Raw genomic sequence first — 22,325 nt, 5'->3', positions numbered from 1 at the left:
GTTTACTAACGGCTCTTTTCTTATGGATTGACCGGGTATTGTGAAAGCCCACTTCGGTGGTGGAGCAGAGCTTGTGGTGAATTTTTATGCAGCCATTTAATTAACAGCCTAAAATTATAACTGAGTACACCGGCAACAAGTTAAAAGGAGCTATTATGAAGTGGTTTATATCCATGTCAGTTGCTTTGTTAATCGCTGTACCCTCTGCCATGGCGGCACAAGATGCATCACCCAGTCTTGCGGAGATACAGCAAGCATGCAAGCTAAAACAAGTGACGCACAGGTGTGAAGTCGTAACGGACAAGCAAACTCTCAAAGGAATATGTATCGATGCCAAATGGTATGGCTTGATCTGTTCAGAACGTAAATAGCTGTTGAGGTAAAAGTTAAGGTTATCCAAGTAATCTTAACTTTTACCTTAAGTGAAAGCGCTTACATGCTCCAGACCTCAATATTCATCGCATAACGTTTAAAAAACAACCTCAACTGGTTAATTTTATTGAGCATTTAGATTCCTCGCGGTTTAACCATCTATTAACTGGCAATTGGTGGTGAAATATTCAGTCTTTTCTCACAACAAAATGCCTTAAGCCCCTAGACGATAAACTTCTTAACCAAGGTGTTCTGTTCTTTCGCCAGCGTATCGAGCGCCACACACCCATCAGCAACACGCTCCATTGCCCGGAAGTTGGCATCCGCAATATGGCTGATATCCTCAAGGCTTCTTGCTATCGAATGAGTCGTGGTTGTCTGCTCTTCGGCAGCTTGGGCGATATGGCTACTCATCTCGCTGATCGCTCTGATAATCACTTGGATGTCCTCCATCGCGTGACTGGCATCCGAAGATTGCGTGATACTTTTATGCATTTCGCTGACACACGCTTGCATAACCGATGAAGCCAAGCCTGCATTCTGCTGCAAATTCTGGATCATACTTTCTATTTCTGCGGTTGAGTCGGCAGTCCGTTTTGCCAACACCCTCACCTCGTCAGCCACCACGGTAAACCCGCGACCTTGCTCGCCCGCTCGCGCGGCTTCAACTGCTGCATTCAACGCTAGCAAATTGGTTTGATCCGCGATATTTCGAATCACATCAAGGATCGAACCAATTTCGCTACTCACCGCCTGCAACGTCGACACGACAGCGACCGACTCGTCAAGACGTTCAGAAAGTTGGTGGATAGTAGAGCTAGTGCTGGCTATCACTGCCATGCCCGTCTGGGCTGCCTCCTCGACGTCCTGTACCTTTTCCATGGAATGCTGCGCTCTATCAGCCACATCGATGACCGATTGCTCCATCTCCGTCATTGCTGCGGCAACCGATACCGTCTGCTGACGCTGTATGTTCAAACGAGAATTTGATTCCGCCGTTGTGGCCTGGTTTTCCATCGCGACCTTAGCCAAATTGCCAGACGCGACGCTCATCTGATTCAAGATACCTTGCAGATTGGTAGCCAGCGTATTGATATGGTTACTGAGCTGATCGAACTCACTGAAGGTATTCCCGCTCACCCTACGGGTCATGTCCCCATCGGTTAGCGCCTCAAGGGTGTTCAGTACACTGAATAAAGGTTTTCGAACATTCCTCGCAAGCAACCAGCCTAGAGCCATAGCGAAAAGCGTAACCATCCCTCCGGCAAGGGAGGCTCGGGTAAAGCTATCAGCATAACTGTCATCGGCATTGCTGATGGCGGCACTCATCAACTGCTCGGCTTCGGCACGGAAGGTTGCCAGAATAGCCATCGCCTGATCGACTTCTTTCGATAATACAGCAATGTTCTGATAAAGACGGTTGGACGCCTCGACATATATAAAATGTTGGTCCAATACCCCTCCCTTCCGGCCGATATCCGACGTGAATTGCGCTACTGGCTGCTCAAAAGCCTCCTTTAACGACGGCAACTGCGCCACAAGGCTGTCGTAGGCATAATTGAGACGAGTGACACTTCGTTTGTTATCCCTTATCGCTTTGCCTATAAACTCAAGTTCATCGCTGGCCAGCGCATCAGAGGTGATCGTTTCGGTTTGTTTGAGCTTGGCAAAATAACTTTCTGCCATCAGCTTAATCGCAAGGTTACCCTGACTACTAATATGCTCTTTCATCCCGACCCACAACGCCATTTGCAGCTGTTGGAAACGGCGGGACGCTTTCTGTCGCTCTGCTCTGGCAATCTGCTGTGCCTGGTAATTGTCCATCGCACGACGAGATTCACTGAAATAGCGTTGTTCTATTACCGCCAATGCCTCAAGCTGCTGCGAAAGTGCCGGGTTCGAGCGAGAAAAAACAGTAAGCAACTCCAGCACCGCAGAGAACTCTTGATGTGCCTTGCTGAATTTCTCCTCATATTCCTCAATGTATTCCACATTCTGGTTAGTCAGTACATCCTTGAAGATTTTATCCGCTGCTAACAATTTGACACTGGTTTCGTTTGCCAGCGTCACCAGCGGAAATACATTTGACGTCACAGACTCTAGCTGACTATGAATACGTTTATTGCCATCAAGCATCATGACGACGGTTGCGACCAGCAGAAGCACCATCAGCGCAAATCCGACATACATGCGCTTTATGACTGAAGTTTGTCGTTTCTTTTTCATGTAATTAATGCCATATCCCAACCGACATAGGCAATAAATAGCAAAGCAGCAAACGTCTGGTTCGCTGGCGGGTATCGGTGAGAGAACAGTGGGTAGGTAATAAATAAAAAAGGCAGAAGAGAACATGCCTCTTCTGCCAGACGTGTTATTTCACGAGACGAACATTTTTGAAACTAAACGCAACGCCAGCCTGTGAGTTAGCCCATGCCGGCAAGATGGCAAAAGGTTTATCGACACTTTGTGCAATCTCGCCGATGCCCAAGTCACTGACCGGTACTGAAATCGAAGTCCATGCGCCGGTTGGAATTTCTCCGAGGAAATGATCGGGACTACCCGAATTCTCCTTGGTAGATTCCATCTTTATGACCAAGCCATCGATATTCTCGCCATACGAATCGACATACAAATCAAACTCGAGGCTACCTGTATCTACATAGTTGACGAGGTTCTGAGTTTCGCCCACCAAGAAAACGACAGCTTTATCATCAACAGGGCTCGCGGGGTTGTAAGATACACTGACCACTACCGCACCATCACCATCAACACTCTCGGTAGCCGAGACATGGTCAGGAGCTGGACTCCAGTCGGTTCCGGTATGTGCGCTCCATACGCCAACACTTGGGTTCCAGGTATCACTCCAAATATTGGAAATGGCTTCATCAAGCGGCGGAAGAGGCGGCTCGGCCAGAGCGTCACAGTCGACTTCGTCATTGGCTGCATCCAAACTGCGCGGAACAAAACGAATTTCACCCAAGTCAAACTGCATGCTACCTGCCGTTGTCAGCAGAAATGGCGTATTGAGCATGGAAAACTCCATGCCTTCCTCGGCAAAGCAGCTAAGGGCAAACTTCATCGTCGTCCAGTCCTCAGAGACCGGCGGCAGCACGTCGTTGATCTTGATATCACCAAGACATGGCCATTCGCAATGCATAGCCAACGTCACTTCATCTGTCGCAGCCTGATGCATTTTGATATCGAACTGCAGGGTCGAATCGGCGTTCATGTAGGCATTCTTATCGACCGCTTTCTCATTGAGAGTCTGCAGGTACACCTGGGCGACATCAGAACCATCAAATGTTACATTGATCGCATCTTGCTGGTGCTGGTAATTGATTGGTTTGGTGGTTAACGAGCCCGTGGTTGTTTCCGAGCCATTCGATACGGCAATCCCCGCCCATCCGCTGGCTGGGCCGCCAATACGGGCTACGAATTCGCCCCCAGACTGGGCACCGTAGATTTCCAGGTTGGTGGTCGCCACCCCGTTATCAGGGGCTTCCTGGCCACAGCCGTAGTCCCGCGGATCAAGAGGCAAATTGGCTAAATCATATCCCGGCTTATTATCCGATTCATATGAAAGACCGTAACCATATGGAAATAGCGGTTTGTGCTCTCCGGTAATATCCTGCTCGGTTGCAGGTGTCACGTAATCAGCAATATTCGGAGCAACACGGTTAATTGCGGTCGAACATTTCTTCATCGGCCATGAATATGACAGGCGACCGGTGAAATCTTTGCCGTCCTGGTTAAACAGAACATCGGTGATCCCCCCGGCTTCCGTACCCGGCAACCATGCTGCGACAAAGGCATCAGAGTTGTTGATCTCCTCATTGACATACAGCGGGCGCCCAGAATAAAACACGGTGACGACTTTCAATCCTGCGGCTTTCAGTTCCTTCACCTTGTCCAAATCGTCCTTATACGACGCTTTCAGTGACGAGAACTCCAACGTTTTGTTGGACTTGATATCACCGAACATCTCGGCATACGGATCTTCACCAATGACCACCACCGCGATGGTATCTTCCGTTGCATCCGCAAGATCTGTGATGATATTTTCAGCCCCCACCATCTCGGCCAACGCCATCTGCATCGTGGTGGCCCCAGGGAAGTCCTGTTCAATGGTGTTTTCGTTACCCTGCCAAGTCAGCGACCATCCCCCAGTTTGCTTCTGGATATCATTGACTGCGCTACCAGCGACCAAGATTTTCTGCTGCTGTGACAACGGCAAGATACCGCCTTCATTTTTGAGCAACACCAGAGACTGACTCACGGCTTCACGTGCCAAAGCGCGGTGTTCTGCGGAACCCAGCAACTCCTGCTGGCCGGCAAGGGCACGCTCGGATGGCATCGGTTTTTCCCATAAGTTGGCACGCAATTTAACCCGCAGGATCCGGCTTACCGCATCATCAATGCGGGCCATGGCAATCGTACCGTCATTCACTTGGGCAATCACATTGTCATAGAACGCTTTCCAATCGCTATTTGCCGTCACCATGAAGACATCATTACCGGCATTGACCGCTTCTGGGCAGTTCGAGGCACTGCAACCATTAATTTCCCCTTGGCCATTCCAGTCGGTGACCACTATACCGTCAAAGCCCATTTTGTTTTTCAGTACATCGGTGATCAGGTACTTACTGCCATGGATTTTCTTGTTGTACTCGCCGCTTTCAGTCTGGTCATAGTTGGCATCCGCGTGCCAGGAGTTAAATGAAGACATCACCACCTGGGCACCGGCATTCAAACCAGCAAAGTAGCCCGTGGCATGAATATTCCTCAGATACTCTTCGGTGTAATGGTTCTCGCCTCGGTCGACACCATCCATTGTGCCGCCATCGCCAACCCAATGTTTAACGTTCGAAATAACGTTATGCTCACTGGCTAGGCCTGCGGCACCGCCCTGGATACCTTCAACCATCTTGCCGGCATATTGGTAGATAATTTCTGGGTCTTCGGAGTAACCTTCATATACCCGCCCCCAGCGGTAGTCACGCGGCGAAGCAACGGTTGGAGCAAACGTCCAGTCCAATCCGGTTGCAGCTATTTCCACGGCCGTTGCCTGACCAATTCGGTAAATAAGATCAGGGTTATTTGCGGCCCCCAACCCAATGTTATGCGGGAAAACTGTCGCCCTGAATACGTTGTTGTGGCCATGCACCGCATCGGTCGCCCACATGAACGGGATTCTAAAGCCGCGGTTTTCGTAAGCGCCCTCAAGGGCGAGCCAATATTTATCTGACTCTTTGGCCCAGTCTTCCGCGCTCGAGTATTTGTCTTCATTGGGCCAGGCTCCACCGCCATTCAGCAATGAGCCTAGTTTATATTCTGCGGCCTCTTCTGGTGTGACCTCAAGAAGGTTGGGCTGGATCATCTGGCCAACTTTCTCTTCTAAAGTCATTTGAGCTAATATTTCTGTAATTTTGTTTTCAATATTTTGATCTTTTTCAATCGCACTTTTGATTACTGGCCAGTCGCCAAAATATGGCACTTTGACCTGTGCTTTATCATTATTTGTATTGCTATTATTTGATTCATTGCATCCTGCAATTAATGCCAATGCAATTAAGCACGGCAATATTTTTTTATTATGGCGCATACAATTTCCATTTTTGTTTTGAGATAGGCTAAAAAAAGAGCAGCCATTTATCTGGCTGCTCACTAGGTATTAATTAAACCGCTATTACCACCATGCTTCCCACATTGCACCTACAGCGAATGTGTCACGAGTCGTGTCACCAGTTGCTCGAGTACCTGTCGCAGAGTCAACTTTATTGTCTGCTTCACCTACCGTTGCATAGAAACGCAGCATTGGGCGGTCCCAAGCATTCTTTCCGACAGCGATATTCTGCGATAGCGTCACTTTCCAAGCTGAGTTTTCGTCAGAATTATCATAATCAACCAGCGAGTAGCCTGCTTCCAACCACGTTGAGTGGATATCGTTCCATGAGTGCATAGGACGCACAATCACACTGTAGTTAGTGCGGTCATCAACTAGTTTGTTAGCACCATCGGTATTGTGGTAGGCCAGCTGATAATCCATTGATGTATTCTGACCAAGAGATACCCCACCCTCCCAGCTTGCGTAAATTGTTTTTAGATCATCTGTTTTGTTAAAGACCGAGTTATCCGAGTTCTCTGAATAACGAAGGCTAAGTGAGTTGCCATAAATTTTGAACACAGTACCAATTTGGTATGCATCATCTTTCTTGCTTTCGCCATTTTCTTTATCAAAAGCTTTGTCAGATGACAAACCGTAGTTGGCGTAAATATCCAGTGAAATATTTTCAGCCAAAGTGATATCGTGCAGTTTGGTTGTCAGGGCATAGTTACCACTATCACCGGTACCTTCACCTGTCTGGCCAACAAAACCAACATTTAACTGAGCGCCACCCAAGTCTAGGTTCTTGATACCCGCCCCCTGACCATCGTGGGTCATGAAGAAATAGTCGTTCAGCCCTTGCTGTGGACGCTGGTGGAAATCCCTACCGGCCCAGATATAGGCATTTGGCTGGGAAGCGAATACATTGGAGACACCCGCATAAGCTTTTTTCAGGGCCACATCACCATAATCCGTTGGTGACTTCCACCAGTTTTCCAGCATTACAACAACATCCCATTGTGTGCCGTTGACACCAGTAAAGCCTTTAGAAAACTGCCATTCACCACCGTTAGTCTCATTACCCAAACGACCTGCAGCATTACCAGCAAGCTGGCCATCAGCAGAAACATAGTCATTGCCATTATCTGCATAGTGAAAACCGTAACGGGCATAACCGGTAAAGGCGAAATCGTCCGTTTCCGCCATAGCAAAGTTGGATACAGATAGAGTTGAGGTTGCTAGTAGGCATGCAAGGGTAAGGTTCGATAGTTTCATTATAACTCCAAGAATTGTTTTTAGATTCTTCCGTAAAACACAAAAGAAAGCGCTTTCTTAAGCATTCAAAAAAATAGTTGTTTAATACGTTAATCGCTGTATATCCCCTTAACCAAATGCTGAAAGAACAGACAAATGAGAAGATATTGCTCAGCCAATTAGCTGCTAACCACTTTTATTGATGATTATATGGATAAAAATGCGCTATTAAAGTGATCATAATCACCAAAGCAAGCGCTTTCACGAGATCAAACTCACACACCAAGAAGAAAACTCCAATAAGCACGAAAGGGCAAAAACTCACAAGATACTAAGCAAGCACTTGAAATAATTAGCTTTTACAAGAAACAATACTAATGGTAACCAAAAGTTATAGCGAATATAACCAACCGACCGATCAGCAGCAAGCATATGCAACCAAAAGCTTCAATCCAACTTCAGCAATTCCCCTTAGCCACAAACAACAAATAAAACCATGAATATAAAGGATAAAATAAAATCACATTCACCAAGGCAATTAAACCCATCATGAAAGCCCTTTCACTGTATGTGCTTGTGTCGCACTCTCAATGCCTATCTACCATGCTGAGTATTTGCCATATTGCTAATACGGTGGACGAATAAGAACCTTATCTGTTGAATAAAAACAAATTTCATTGCGATGTGCTTACCTAGTGATATAAACAACAGCCGAATGTGATAAAGCCAACGCCCGTTACTCCGTAGCACACTTCAACAACAAGTAAGCAACGGCAGTCAGATCAACCTGCTTATCATGTGGATTGACCACAACACAGAAACCATAAGCAACTGAGTTTTAAAAGGTTATATTTGAAATGCATTTTCAAAACCCCAAGAAAGCGCTTGCTTTAAAGTGTTAATTAGCTCAAACTTATTACGTTAATTCCTATCTTATAAACCTTTTCAGAAGTAACATATCGCTATTTCTGACTATATGAATACTAAAACTAGGTATTGTTTTGTAACGTAATGAGCCATTCATCGTAAGGAAGTCCCGTTGATTACAATTAAAGAAGTATCTGAGCTGGCACAAGTCTCTCAGTCAACCGTTTCCAGAGCCTTAAATGGACACCCTACTGTCAAAGAAGCCAACAGAGCGAAGGTTTTTGCCGCAATCGAAAAGTTGGGATATAAGCCCAATGCCTTTGCACAAGCCTTGGCATCGAGCCGTTCAAACAGCATCGGTATGTTGGTCGGCTCACTGGATGGTCCGTTCTACGGCCCGCTAATGCACATGACTGAAGATACTGTCCGGCAAAAAAATCTTCATTTGATTGTCACCAGCGGCCAGGAATCCCATGATAAAGAAGCCGATTCGATCCGTTTCCTCCAATCCCGACAGGTAGATGGGCTGATCATTCACTCTGACAAGCTATCCGATGATGAGCTGATCAAGATAGCTCAGCAAACGGAATCGACCATTATTCTGAACCGCTATATTCCAGAGCTAGCCGAAAAATGTATCTGTATTGATAACGAACTTGGCGGTTACCTGGCAACCAAACACCTACTAGAAAACGGCCATACCACTGTCGCCTGTATTACCGGCCAGATGAGTAAAATAGATAGTCGTGATCGCCTGCAGGGATATCGCAATGCACTGGCCGAATATGGCATTCAATACGACACTAACCTTATTGTCGAAGGGCGCTTCGACCATGACGGCAACCATGAGGCCGTAAGAAGACTGCTTGATAGAAATGAAAATATTACCGCGATTTTCTGCCAGAACGATAATATTGCTCTGGCCGTTTATGATGTTTGCAGCGAACGCGGTATAACTATCGGCAAAGAACTTTCGGTTGTTGGTTTTGATAACGACACATATAGCCAACATATCCGTCCACGCCTTACAACCGTTAACTTCCCGGTGCGGGAAATGGGTGTAGAAGCCGCTAATGGCGTCTTATCCCTGCTCAATCAAGACAAGCAAAGCCTACGTAACAAATTAACGCCAGAGCTCATTATCCGCGACTCTGTGAGCAAGATTGGCGAATAGTCAAATAGATGGGGAGTCACCTCCCCACTACCTGTTTCCCATCTCAAATCCCATCAAAAAAAAAAGGCAGATAAACTGCCTTTAAAAACAAATTAAAACAACTAGCTCCACAATACAGACACTAATTGCCCCAACTTGTAACGGACAGTGTCATCAATCAATATCTTCGGAGAATTGCTATCATTGGTGTCGCTGTTTTCGATGATCAAAACCTTGCCATCATTACTCAGGGTATGAGTGTGGTACACCCCCCGCTTAATGTTGTAGGCCTTATTCGGTTCCATATCCCAGCTGACAATATCAACAATATTGTTCTCTTCGTCGACTTCTGCGCAGAACAGAATGCATTTACCCTCCAGTAGGACAAAGACTTCATCAGTCTCTTCGTGGCACTGAAAGTTATCAATCTTGTCTGTTTCGAGCTCATCAATATAATTCAGCATGGCAACCCGCCATGATTGATAGTCAATCATTGGCGAGTAACCTTCCGCGTTATATTCAGACACCTCTAATAATGGTTTGTTGGCCTTCACATTCTCTCCGTAGCTCTCAGCCCATTAGCAGTGTTGCCGGAACATGGACGGTGATTTGCTTAACTTCACCGGTGCGTGCAAAGAGATGGCGGCTAAGCTCGGCATTCAGAGACATCCCTGACAGCAGGAGCTGCTTGCTATCCTTCATCAGCACTTCGATCTGACCATCACCTTCTTGTACCATTTTGTAGACAACAGGAACCTGGCAATAAGTAAATGCCAATGCCTTCTCTGGCAATAGTATTGTCTGGTTCTCGCTATCAATATTAATGAAATCAAACCGGCTCGCCGCAGGCAGGAACTCCACCTTTCTCAGCAAGGAAGGGGCAAAGTGGATCACTCCGTCTTCCACACATACTCCAAGTTCACCAAAGCGAGTCAGGATTTCCTCCTTCACCTGCCCTGTCATTCCCGGTTGCTGGGCACCTGCATGCTTAGGCGTGTGGGAATATGGGTCGGTTGGGAAGGCACCGTAGTTCTCGGGCGTTTTATTGAAGCCGATCCCGGCGCGGACCTTATAGTAGTACTCCGCGAGTTTCTGGGTTTCCTCGGAATTCGGGGCTTTATCCCTAGCCGCAAAGTAGTTTTCCTGTACCGCAAGCAACAACTTAGAAACCATGTGCCAGTAGATACAGCCCAAGCCTTCATAGCCGAACATGGTACCCGAGCGCCCAGTGAAGGCTTGGTGGTTGAAAACTTCTTCGTAGCAATCAATCACGTCCTTGATTGTCTCGCGCTCAATATCCTTGTACTCCGATTCGATTGCACTCAACGCAGTCAGCAAGAAACCGGCATTCTCGAAATCAGCATTGAAGTGGTAGTCGCCATCGGCATCAGGCTCAACCAAGCGGTGATCGCTATTGTGTACCATCTTTTTGAGCAGTGCGTTGCTATCGATACGCGACGCAGTTACCTTGTTCTTATTCATGAATGTGGTTAGTTCGCGATCTGGATAAAGCATAAAGCTCTGCTGGTCATCGCGGAACATCTCACTGGCATACAGGTTATCGAGCAACTCCACCGCTTGTGCTGGTGTCAGTACCCCTGAACTAAGAACCGCAACCTGTCCTTCCAGCATCGGGTAAAGCTCTTTAACACAAGCATTCTCCGCTGAATAGCTAATGATGTTATACGCATTGTACAAGCCGTCCTCGCGACGGTTGGCGGCAATGCCTTCGTCAATTACATCCAGGCTGATATCAAGCAGGCGCTGGATAAGCTGGCTGTCGACTTTGGTTTTTCCAGAGAAGCCGCTATGTTGATAAACCGCCGCGCGGTAATCACTCGCTGCGCCTGCTAGCTTGCTCAGCAAAGCTTTGCGAGTCTGGCGAGTAATACTCTTGTGTTTAAGCTCTTTCTTGGCCTCGGTTAAAATCTCGGCAGTGGCAATAACCCAGTCAACCAGCTCCGAAGAGAGATCAACCGCCATCGCGTTGTCCTTCAACAATGCTTGCATGAAAGTCACGTAACGGCGCATATAGAACAGGGTCACCATCGACAAGCCGTTACCCACGATGGCATTGTTGGCATCATTCCATTCCGGACGCTGGGTATTAAGCCAAATACCGCCATCGACAACCAAGTTACCCAGTTTTGCTAGTAATGGTACCAGCAGCTTTTCAGTCAGGTTGACCAGGTAAACATCGCCGTCATCATCGAGCAGAAGCCGGCCATCGCTACCAAGCTCTTCAACCTTATCATTGATGAGATCATGCAGCTCTTGGTTGAAATCGACAGTGTTTTTCGGATCATCAAACAACTCTTCCGTGCCCTTGATAACATAAGGGACGTTGGCGTAGCTGAAGATGTCACTGCCAAGGAGCGAGCTCAGCTCCTGTGGCTGATATTTTTTCGACAACTCAAGGAACTTCAGCAGATAGATAATCTGGTGGTCACCCCAATAACCGATATTGCTCCATGGGTCTTCCGGCTCCAGCACTTCCCAATCCACACCGTCTTTGGTGATGCGGTAAGGGTTATAGCCGTCAGCCGTTGAGGCATTGACAAACTTGGCAATAAACGACTTGATAAAGTTAGGGTAACTGACGGCAAGAGCTTCCCAGTTCTGGAAGATATCACGCCAGTTCCCCTGGTATGACAGCAGACGTTCGCCGTTCTTGTCTTTGACTTTGATCTCAAAGTGGTTCCACGGACGGCTCGGATCACCATGGCGACGTCCAAACGTCAGCGGTAGATATTCATAACAAAGGCGCACAAGCTGGTTATCGTTTTGCTCTGCCGCCATGGCAAGCAAATCCTCATATCCAATGCGCTCTGGCAGAGCGGCAAGGAATGCACCATGGCGCGTCGCAACGGTAATATTGGCGCTGGTTAGTGTTGTTACAAAATCTTTTTTATCCACCCAGTAGTTATCGACAACCACACCGCCACGCATGTTGTTAAACAGCACATTGGCATAGTGATGAACCGTCGTCTCTTCTTCCGCGGTTTTCTGCCAGGCATCACTGCCAGACATCAGTACCAGCAGCTCCTTGTGATTTTCTTTCACCGAGCGGTTGATATCACTGCCTACCGCCTTCGCCGCCAACAGGCTCTGCTTCAATTCAACAACCTCGGCATGAGTCTGATCAATATCAGCAACGATCTGCCAAACACTCGCTTCGCCTGCCGCCAGTTCGCACTGCTTATTGACGAAATATGCCCCGCGCAGGCCTCGGCGCAGAGTTTCGGTCGCGACTTGCCCCCCGCGACGGAACGTGCCCAGCTGCTCACTTGACAGCAAAATTGCCTCACAGTCATCAGCAATGCTAAATACCGTGGTTGCCTTCAGGGACTCAGCCGGCTCGGCACGGTCACTTAATTTGGCATACATACTATAGGTCGCCAGGACCGATTCAGGCAGCAGCTCGTTCCATTTGTAGGCGTCAACCAGTGCACTGCGATCCTGCATTGCTGACAACGGGGCACCAGACGGCAGAATGTTTTGGATGCCGTCAATGAGTTCGAGCTGAACAGGATCCGCGCCGGTGTTGGTCAGCGTTGAGGCCCGCACGAAGCCATACTTGTCACTGGTGCTCCACTGATACTTAAATGCCAGAGACAGGTCCGTATTCACTTCCTCAAAAACAATCTTGTCACCTGCGGCATTTTTATAAAGGTTCCGCTGAATTTGGTAGAGACCATCATGGTGGGTATTGAACGGTTCCCATAGCTTGATGCCATCATCCCCCGTTACCCGTACAAGGGTTTTGCTGCCGGTATTCTCGGCACTCTCATGAATGTAATCGACCGATTTGTAAGGAAACAGGGCATTTTCCGGCTTAGTTCGCCCCGCAGTCAGGCTGCCCGTTGAGGAAATAAATAACCAATGGTTACTTGCCGACACCACACTGATAAAGAAGGGTGCCATATGGTCGACATTTTCAATCAGGTAGTATTTTTCACCGTCGAGTGTAACGAACTTACCTGTAATATCTTTTGACTGTGTATGAGTTTTACTTGCCATATCTTTAACCGAAGCTGCTGAAAGCGCTTTCTTGTCGCGCTAAAATTTTTACCATGACCCAATCAGATGGAGTGGCATCGAATAAAATGATCGTCTGCGATCTGAGTAACAGGAGGCAGAACCAGAGAGCAAGCCTCGCTCGCCCTAGGGCAGCGCGCTGCGAACGGACAACCGTAACTATCGGGCTTCCAAAGCGGAATTTCGCCTTTCTTCGCACTTAGCTCACGACGCCCCGAGCGACCCGCTTCCGGAACCGCAGACAAGAGTAACTGGGTATAAGGATGCTGCGGTGTTTGGGTAACCTTATCGCTGTTTCCCCACTCGACCATATGGCCGACATACATAACCGCTGTTTTCTCGGCAAAATAGCGCGCAGTCGCAATATCATGGGTAATGTACATAAACGAAATGCCGTGCTTGTCTTTCAGATCTGCCATCAGGTTCAGGATCCCGAGTCGCACCGACACGTCGAGCATCGAAATCGGCTCATCGGCCAAGATAACTTCCGGCGAAACCGCAATGGCACGCGCAATAGCCACCCGCTGGCGCTGACCACCACTTAGCTGGTGCGGGTACTTTTCCGATGTTTCTACTGCCGGGTTAAGCCCCACCATTTCCAGTAGCTCGTAGACCAGCTTCCTGACATCGTTCTTGCCTACCCGGTTGTGGATCAATAGCGGCCTGGCAATATGGTGGTATATGTTGTGCACCGGATTGAGCGAGCCAAACGGGTCTTGGAAGATCATCTGCACCTGACGGGCATACTCAAGGCTGCCGTGCTCTTTGGTGTACTCCTCTAGCGGTTGCCCCTTGAAGGTGATTTGCCCATCCGTCTTGTCATAAATACGGGTCAAGATCCTCGCGCCTGTACTTTTGCCAGACCCCGACTCACCTACGATCGCCAGCGCCTCGCCTTTGCACAAATCGAACGACACATCATTGACGGCGCGCATATGCTGGTTTTTGCCACTTCCAATCGGAAAATCTTTCACCAAATTTCGTACAGAGAGTACAACTTCTTTATTCTCTATCGTTTCCATCTCTTCGTCCTTAGATCCGATGACAAGCGGCATAGTGGCTTTCGTTTAGCTTGAGCAGTTCAGGCTCTTGCTGTCTGCAAGCAGCAATACAGTGGCTGCAGCGATCCTGGAAGTTACATCCCTGGGGGATACGCAGCAGGTCAACCGGATTGCCTGGAATGCCATAGAGCCTTTCCTTAGGGCCATGAATGGTCGGGAATGATGCAATCAAGCCTTGGGTATAGGGATGGGAAGGCTTGCCAAAAACGGTGGCTGCATCACCAAGCTCAATCAGGTTACCGGCATACATCACACCAATCCGATCCGCAATCTCCCCCATCAAACTCAAATCATGGCTGATAAAGAGGATTGAAAAGCCAAATTTCGTCTTTAAGTCGTAAAGTTCATTGAGGATTTCACGCTCGACCACTACATCGAGTGCAGTTGTCGGCTCATCCATAATGATCAGCTTCGGCTCCAGTGCCAATGCGACCGCGATAACCACACGCTGTCTCATCCCGCCACTGAGCTGGTGTGGGAAACTGGCCATCCTGTCGCCGTGAATACCGACAATGTTCAATAGCTCCACGGCCTTCGCGTGAGCTTCTTCATAACGGACTTTCTTATGGGCCAGAATCACATCCACCAGCTGCTCACCAATGGTGATAACAGGGTTGAGCGAGTTCATTGCGCTCTGGAACACCACTGAAACATCTTTCCAACGAAAGTTGCGCAGCTCTTTGTCTGACATTTTCAGCACATCGCGCCCCTTGTAGAGGATCTCCCCTTCGGAGATCAGCGCAGGTGCCTTGTGCAAGCGAGAAATGGCAAATGCCAGAGTACTTTTACCACAGCCCGACTCGCCGGCAATACCCAGAGTTTCCCCGGGAGCAATACTCAAGCTGACATTGTTGACTGCCCGTGCAACCCCGTTAGGAGAAACATAATCGACACAAAGATTGTTGATCTCTAGCAGTACATCTTTCATAGCAAACCTCGGCGCTGATCAGCTTCTCTTTTCAGTTTTTTCCACAACTTCATATGTGGACCTGTCTTAAGTTTAGGGTTACTAACCTGGTCAATAGACATATTAATCAATGCCAATCCCCCCCCAGTGATCGCCAGAGCGGTTGCAGGAACAATCATTTCCCACCATGCCCCGGTATAGAGTGATGACGAGGTCTGAGCCCAGTAGAGCATCGAGCCCCAACTCACTTCTGTCGCATCACCTAGGCCAAGGATCCCCAACCCGGCTTCCGAGCCCATCGCGTAAATTACCGTCCCCAGGAAGCCACCGAATACAATCGAAACAAGGTTTGGCAGAATTTCTACAAGAATGATCCGGATTTTCGACTCCCCCATTACCTCAGCAGAGATAATGAACTCTTTGTTTCTGATCGCCATGGTTTGCGAACGTATAACTCGCGCCCCCCAGGGCCAGGAGGTCACCCCGAGTAATATGGTGATAACCAGTGAGCCAACCTGGCCAAGAAAGGCTGCTAAAACGATCAGCAGTGGCAGTTGGGGAAAGACCAGGAAAACATTAGTAATGAAGTTAAGCCATTCATCCACCTTGCCGCCCATGTAACCAGACGTAACACCAATTGCGACCGCCAGCGTCATTGCTATCACCCCAGCAGACAGGGCAACGGCAAGCGATTTTCTCGCCCCGTACAGTACCTGGCTGTAGACATCGCGGCCACTTCGGGTGGTGCCCAGAACATGTTCGGCATTCGGTGCCACATGTGGCCTAGCAACACGCTTGTTCGGATCATGGCTCGCCAGCACCGGTGCCATCAACGCACCAATCAGGACAATCGAGATAAGAAAGGTTCCGATAATCGCTGGTGGGTTGCCATGGAAGAACGCATACAATGTCGAGAGGATCTCTTTACCCTTTTTGACAAGCGGATTAGGCTGTTGAACAGACATATTATTGTCGATCGAATCTATTAACTTGCTCATATTCAAACCTTATTTAGAAATCCGAGGATCTAGCCAGACGTAAAGAAGGTCTGCGATGAAGTTTGCAGTTAGGACTGCGGTAACAAGAATCAGCAGAATTGCCTGGATCAGAGGGTAATCACGGGCAACAATGCCTTTTAGCAATACATTCCCCAGCCCCTGATAGTTAAAAACGACTTCGGTCATAATTGAACCGGCAAATGAGAAACCTATAGCCATCGCAATGGCTGTGGCCACTGGGAGGATGGCATTTCGCCCGGCATAGCGATACATGACACGCAAACTGCTCAAGCCCTTGGCTTCAGCCATGGTGACATAGTCTTCGCCCAACACGTTGATCATGGCATTGCGCATATTGAACACCCAGGTCGAAATACCAACGATGATCATTGAGCCCATAGGCAAAACAGCGTGCTTGGCGACACTGGAAATGAACTCCCAGTTAAAGCCAGGGGTTAAAGACGGATCATAGGTATAGGCAAGCGGCAACAGTTCGAGCTTCAGGCCGAAGAAATAGAACAGCAGCAATGCTGTCACGATATAAGGGAAGTTACTGATGAAAGCCAGAGTCGGCGGTACGATTTGACCAAATAGGCCTTCACGCCGATATGAGGCATAGGTACCGATGGAGACGCCGATGATCAAAGCAACAATCAAGGAGCCTAGTGCCAGAAAAATTGTCCACGGCAGTGCCTGGCTAATCACTTCGGTCACACTCACCGGAAACATCAGCACCGAAGGGCCCAAATCCAACGTGAAAACACTTTTAATATAGGCAATATATTGCTCAAATACAGAGCCATCGACAAAGCCATACATTTCACGCACAGCATCCATCTGGGCCGGGTCCATGCGGCCCTGTGCTGCTGCGAATAAAGCATCGACGGGATCGCCAGGCATCAGCCGAGGAAGAAGAAAGTTAAAGGAAATTGCTATAACAAAAGCAACAAAATAAAAACTGAGTCTGCGTAAGATAAAGCTCATAATAAACCCCGGAGTTTAAAGAGCCATAACCTGGCTCTTTAAACTATTTAGCAATTACTTAAGGTGAAGATTGTTGAGGATTAGCACTCGCTTACCGCCGTCATACCATACCGGCTGTACATATGGGTTGTCTTCGCTTGGCCAACCAGCAATTTTTGAGCTGTTATACTGGAACCAGGTCGGGTTTGAGAACAGTGGGATAAACGGTAGATTTTCGGCCGTAAACACTTGAAGCTCATCTAGAATTTCTTTTTGCTGTGCTGGCTCATTGGTTTTACCGAAACTGTCGATCAGCTTATCGATCTCTGGCGAGTTGACGCCATGGCCTGCATGCCAAGTCTTACCGATTCGCGATGTCGAGAAGTACTCCTGATAAGCCAAGATCGGGTTTGTCGCGACCATAGACCAGTTGATAGACATCTTATATTCGCTGTCTTTCAGTGACTTGTCATACACCGCCCAGTCCACGGTTTTAACATTGGCTTTAATACCGATTTCTTCGTAATACTCTGTGACCATCTGGACGACCTGGATCCAGTCAGTCCAACCATTGACCACCTCAATGTCGAACTCCACCGTCTCGCCATTTGGCATATCGCGGAAGCCATCACCATTACGATCTTTAAGTCCTGCCTCATCCAATAGTGCTTTGGCTTTTTCAGGATTGTACTGAGTCAACTCTTTATAATTCTCGCTAACATCTTTACTGATGTGCGTACTATAGAGCTCACCGATACCACCAACGTTGAAGTTTGCTGTCGGGTAACCATAAGCGGCGATATCGACAATGGCTTCACGATCCAGAGCCACCGAAAGGGCTTGACGTACCTGTAAGTTATCAAATGGTGCTTCTTTGGTATTTACGTAAAGGTGAATCGCATCATTGGCCGGGTACCAAAAGTGGTGGTTTTCCGGGTTCGCTTTGACAAATGTATTCTCGACATCGGCAATAAAGTTTGACCCCCAATCAATTTCACCCTTCATTAATGCAGGCTGAATTTGCGAGTTATCGTTGTAAGAACGGTAAGTCAAGCAGTCAAGATACGGGCGGTTCTCAAGATAATAATGCGGGTTGCGGCACAGCTCCATTTGCTGCGCATTCACGTATTTCACTGAAGTCATTGGCCCACTGCCAATTGGATCGGGGTTGGTGAAGATTGTTAGGTCTTCAACCTTACTCCATACTTTCTCCGGTACCACGTGGTATGCAGGCAGTGACCAAACAAAAGTAGAGTCCGCTTCATTAAGCTCAAAGACAACTGTCTTCGCGTCGCTAGCAGTTACACTTACTAGGTTACCGCCACTCCAGATACCTTTCTGGTCAAATGCTGCTGCGTCTTTGGTCATGTTGAAACTAAATGCGACATCGTTAGCCGTCAGCGCAGAGCCATCAGACCACTTCAAGCCATCACGCAACGTCACGTAGACTTTCTTCAAATCGTCAGAGTACTCAACGGACTCAGCCAAGCGGTACTCTGTTTTGCCTGTCATGTTGTTGAAAACCAGCAGAGGTTCGAACATCACACCATGCAGTAGGTCTTTGGTTGTATATGGGTTGAAGTTTTCAACAAACCCAGTACCAATAATTGGCACTGTCAATGTACCACCTTGCTTGATTTCATCAGCTACAACACCATTTGCAGTTAGCATCAAGCCGCATACTAAGGAAGCCAATACCTTTTTACTATGCATCACATAATCCTTCACATTTGGAATAATCACAAAAGAAAGCGCTTTCTTTTATGCTTGGCGATGTTATATCGGGACATTCTTATAAAAAATCGCCTGTGCTTCCTGCTTCAAGAAAGCGCTTTCTTGAAGCAGATACTATGTCACCCAGACATAACGGACAACCGAATATGGTTGAAAGCTTTACTCCGATCACACTTACAAATCTGTGCAAAATATTCGTGCAAGAACCGTTTTATGACTAAAACCAAGAACTAGATGAAATTTTATTCTTCATTCAGCAAAAAACGTAAGCGACTCATTGACAGCTGATAACGACTAGCACATAGCTAACCTCCTCGTATAAGCCGTTGATTTAAAATACTATGGACAGCACTAAGCAATAGCTAAAAAAAAAACCAACAAGATGCTGGTTTTTCTTCGAAATCAACAATGTGTTACTTTGAGGGGTACTCGCCGGTCTTGTCTTTTTCTATCTCCCCCTTCACTTTCCAGTGCTCGTTCGGATCATACGCCTCATCACAAATATCCAGGGTAAAGCCCATATCAACGATTTCTTTCAAAGTCAGATTATCGGCCAATTTAGCAATTTCACCTGATTTGTTACGTAGTTCCATATCTGTCCACCCTTCAAAACGCCCTTTCACCACCTTAAATATAGTGGCCTTACGAAGACTTGTCCTGCTGTAAAAACAAGGCCCGCAAATCGCGGGCCTTGACTCGGTCTAACGTTGACGTGCAGGCAAAACAATCAAACAACGGGGAGCAAGAGTACTAAACGAGCTCCCAAGGGCCGCCCGCACTACCGGGTTGATCGCCTTGAGTCCACCACTTTGCACGGTATGTTTGACCGTTGAAAATCACCTCTTCGCCGCCATTGTAGGCCTTGGTCGCACTCCATTCGCCGACACTGCCATCATCGAACGCTTCCCACGCTGAGCTCGTGCCAGGCTGATCACCTTTGGTCCACCATTTAGCGGTATATTTAACCCCTTCGAACATCACGCTATCACCGGTGTTATACACTTGGTTTGGATCCCAGGTTGTCACTCCCCCGGTAGTATCGGCAAGCACAGTCACGGGAATAGTTACTGTGTCACTGGCTATACCATCTGACACGGTAACGACCAAATCAATAACCGTATCCACAGTCACACTCGGCGCTACAAAGGTAACTTCAGCGCCTGTAGCAGTCGGAGTAACCGTTCCTGCCGAAGCCGTATAAGTAAGCAGATCGCCATCGGCGTCATCAGCCGACACACTGATAACAACGCTCTGCCCGCTATCCACCGAAGCACTAGCTGGTGCCGTTAATACCGGCGCGCTATTGCCTGCACCACCACTGCCCTTCACGTTGATAACAACGGTATCGGACGCTGATGTCCGGCCATCAGACACTTTCACCACAACCGTATCCTGCAGATCGGTTGCGCTATTAGGTGCTTGGTATGTCACCGTCGCGGTGCCATTGCCATTATCGACAACCGTCGCATTAGTCACCGTAAAACTGAGTAGATCGCCATCGGCATCAGTTGCCGATACATCGAAGCTGATAACCACCCCCGCATCTATTATCTGTGCCGGCGGCACTGTCAGTACCGGTGCCGAATTCAGGCTGCCGCCGGTCGTAAATACCCGGTCAATGGCTTCGGCCAACGGCGAGCTAAGATTGGTACATTGCTTGAGCTTGGCACCGTAACTGACAAATGTCCCTTCGCACTTGATATCACCATGCACCTGCCAAACGATCACTCCTCCTAGCTGATTGTCGACAATATATTGGGCTTTTTTCTCAATCGACGGCACATCGTCATAGCTGAGGAAGTATTTGCCTTTCACTGCATACGGTACTTCCGCGTTGCTATCCCAAAGGTGCTCCCACCCCGGAGTCTGCACGATATAGTTATAGTTAGGCTGGCCTTCAAACTCTTTCCAGTTATCTAAATCAACAGCCGATTCTGTCGGGCCATCCACGCTGAAATTGACCAGCCGTTTGTCTGTCGGGGCCCCGACATAAGCCGTTGCTTCTGTGGTTTGGACACCTCGACCATAGAAAGCGGCACCGAAGTTAATTTTTCCTGAAGGAATGCCTTTGGCTGCCATCCATGAACGCAGATGGTCAAGAACAAGGCCCGGATACTCTTCTTCGGGGTACGGATAGAGCGGCGCATTATGCCCGGCCACATTCGACCATCCGCCGTTGAGGTCGTAGGTCATCATGTTAAAGTAATCCATCGACGCTACCAGACGCGGCCAGTTATATCCTTCCAGTTTGGCTGTCGAGGCCGAGAATGCCGCCGTCAGCAATTTATCAGGGCCAATGCGCTCGCGGATATCTTCCATTAACTGCTCGAAGTTTGCGTAATCTTCAGGGCTTCCCTCAAAATTCATCCCGCCCGTTCCCGGGTACTCCCAGTCGATGTCGATACCGTCAAAGCCCAACGCCATGAGCTTATCGATATCTGCGAGGAAGCGGGCCTTTTTGACCGGGTCGGCAGCCATTTCGGGGAAGTGCTTAGACATACTCCATCCCCCCAGCGAAGCCATAACTTTCACCCCTTTCTGGTGGGCGAGATCGATAAGCCCCGGTGCCCCACCAGTTTTCTTGAGAGGAATTGGGAACTGACCAGATACACCGGTTGGGGTATGTAACCAGCCGCTGCCTGATTTCACGAAGCCCTGCTCTTGGACTTTGCGCAGCGTATCCGCTTCCCAGGCTTCATTACCTGGATACTGGTGGATATACTCTAATTCGCCCCACAAAATATGAAAGTCCCAACTCGAATAAACATCAGGATGGAGCAGTGGCCCCGGCTCCTGTACCGCACCGGGCTGGTAAATGCTTTTATTGCGCAGATCGCCACTGTGCAGCGAACCATCTTTTGCTACCCCAAAGAAAGAGAAATTCAAAATAGAGTAAATATCCATATTCACATTCAAGTGCGTGGCTTCACCCTTTACACTGAACCCAGCATTCGTTCCTTTCCATGCTTCCCACTGAGTGATGTAGCCAATGACATTTTTGTCATGAGCTGGCGCAGAGTGCGCACTTGCGGCAGTACCTGCCAATAGCATTACAGCCATTGTGCCGGCCAGTTTACTCAGTCGTAATCCCTTTTGCATTTTGATCTCCACGTAATGGTTTATTGAAATTAAAACAATGAGGGCACATTTTTTTCGCCCTCAAAAAAGTCCCATTAAGTGTTAGCAAGTATTTTAGGGTTCGCCCGATATTCATCTCAGAGGAATACCTTTTTTAATGTCATTTCAAATCAATATGTAAGTGACATGTAATACATAGAGAAAAAGGCGATGGGCGTTCAAAATCCCACCACTGCAAACCTCCTTCCGAGCCCATTCAGCCTATTTTTATCGGTGTAAAGCGAGAAAAGATCAA

Annotated in this window: 14 protein-coding genes; 2 read left to right on the top strand and 12 right to left on the bottom strand. The window is 48.1% G+C overall.

Going from position 1 to position 22,325, the window contains the following annotated elements; all coding sequences use genetic code 11:
- Nucleotides 1–155: 155 nt before the first annotated feature.
- Complete coding sequence (locus PTW35_RS19895) at nt 156–371, top strand: hypothetical protein (RefSeq protein ID WP_281028654.1); 216 nt, start codon at nt 156–158, stop codon at nt 369–371.
- A 223-nt stretch (nt 372–594) separates the two neighbouring features.
- Here PTW35_RS19895 and PTW35_RS19890 read toward each other — a convergent pair whose 3' ends face one another.
- The 3 genes from PTW35_RS19890 to PTW35_RS19880 all read right to left on the bottom strand — a co-directional run bounded on the left by PTW35_RS19890 (nt 595) and on the right by PTW35_RS19880 (nt 7,252).
- The gene (locus PTW35_RS19890; protein WP_281028653.1) at nt 595–2,598 is read right to left on the bottom strand and encodes a methyl-accepting chemotaxis protein; all 2,004 of its coding nucleotides are present in this window, start codon (nt 2,596–2,598) and stop codon (nt 595–597) included.
- A 145-nt stretch (nt 2,599–2,743) separates the two neighbouring features.
- On the bottom strand, nt 2,744–5,974 hold the full coding sequence (locus tag PTW35_RS19885) for a glycoside hydrolase family 3 protein (RefSeq protein WP_281028652.1): 3,231 nt from the start codon (nt 5,972–5,974) through the stop codon (nt 2,744–2,746).
- Between the two features lie 84 nt (nt 5,975–6,058).
- Entirely contained in the window at nt 6,059–7,252 is a 1,194-nt protein-coding gene (locus PTW35_RS19880; protein WP_052829645.1) for a carbohydrate porin, read from the bottom strand.
- A 1,018-nt stretch (nt 7,253–8,270) separates the two neighbouring features.
- On the opposite strand from PTW35_RS19880, the gene PTW35_RS19875 reads away from it, so the two are divergent.
- On the top strand, nt 8,271–9,272 hold the full coding sequence (locus PTW35_RS19875; protein ID WP_281028651.1) for a LacI family DNA-binding transcriptional regulator: 1,002 nt from the start codon (nt 8,271–8,273) through the stop codon (nt 9,270–9,272).
- A 101-nt stretch (nt 9,273–9,373) separates the two neighbouring features.
- Here the strand turns inward: PTW35_RS19875 and PTW35_RS19870 are convergent, their stop codons facing one another.
- From PTW35_RS19870 to PTW35_RS19830, 9 genes are all read right to left on the bottom strand, one after another.
- Nucleotides 9,374–9,805, bottom strand: a complete 432-nt coding sequence (locus PTW35_RS19870) for a hypothetical protein (RefSeq protein WP_197078553.1) — start codon at nt 9,803–9,805, stop codon at nt 9,374–9,376.
- A gap of 16 nt (nt 9,806–9,821) precedes the next feature.
- The gene (locus PTW35_RS19865) at nt 9,822–13,271 is read right to left on the bottom strand and encodes a hypothetical protein (protein WP_281028650.1); all 3,450 of its coding nucleotides are present in this window, start codon (nt 13,269–13,271) and stop codon (nt 9,822–9,824) included.
- Between the two features lie 62 nt (nt 13,272–13,333).
- The gene (locus PTW35_RS19860) at nt 13,334–14,311 is read right to left on the bottom strand and encodes an ABC transporter ATP-binding protein (RefSeq protein ID WP_044621380.1); all 978 of its coding nucleotides are present in this window, start codon (nt 14,309–14,311) and stop codon (nt 13,334–13,336) included.
- A gap of 10 nt (nt 14,312–14,321) precedes the next feature.
- On the bottom strand, nt 14,322–15,278 hold the full coding sequence (locus tag PTW35_RS19855; protein ID WP_281028649.1) for an ABC transporter ATP-binding protein: 957 nt from the start codon (nt 15,276–15,278) through the stop codon (nt 14,322–14,324).
- Nucleotides 15,275–16,222, bottom strand: a complete 948-nt coding sequence (locus PTW35_RS19850; RefSeq protein WP_281029109.1) for an ABC transporter permease — start codon at nt 16,220–16,222, stop codon at nt 15,275–15,277. Before PTW35_RS19850 ends, PTW35_RS19855 begins: the two co-directional genes overlap by 4 nt.
- A gap of 42 nt (nt 16,223–16,264) precedes the next feature.
- Nucleotides 16,265–17,239, bottom strand: coding sequence for an ABC transporter permease (locus PTW35_RS19845; RefSeq protein ID WP_039456067.1), 975 nt, complete (start codon nt 17,237–17,239; stop codon nt 16,265–16,267).
- Nucleotides 17,240–17,293: 54 nt separating this feature from the next.
- A complete protein-coding gene (locus PTW35_RS19840; RefSeq protein WP_281028648.1) occupies nt 17,294–18,931 on the bottom strand; it encodes an ABC transporter substrate-binding protein in 1,638 nt (545 codons plus the stop codon).
- A 434-nt stretch (nt 18,932–19,365) separates the two neighbouring features.
- On the bottom strand, nt 19,366–19,545 hold the full coding sequence (locus tag PTW35_RS19835) for a hypothetical protein (RefSeq protein WP_281028647.1): 180 nt from the start codon (nt 19,543–19,545) through the stop codon (nt 19,366–19,368).
- A 157-nt stretch (nt 19,546–19,702) separates the two neighbouring features.
- On the bottom strand, nt 19,703–22,051 hold the full coding sequence (locus PTW35_RS19830) for a glycosyl hydrolase family 18 protein (protein ID WP_281028646.1): 2,349 nt from the start codon (nt 22,049–22,051) through the stop codon (nt 19,703–19,705).
- Nucleotides 22,052–22,325 lie beyond the last annotated feature (274 nt).

This window comes from Photobacterium sp. DA100, from assembly GCF_029223585.1.
Taxonomy (GTDB): Bacteria; Pseudomonadota; Gammaproteobacteria; order Enterobacterales; family Vibrionaceae; genus Photobacterium.
This window is presented reverse-complemented; position numbering and strand designations above follow the sequence as displayed.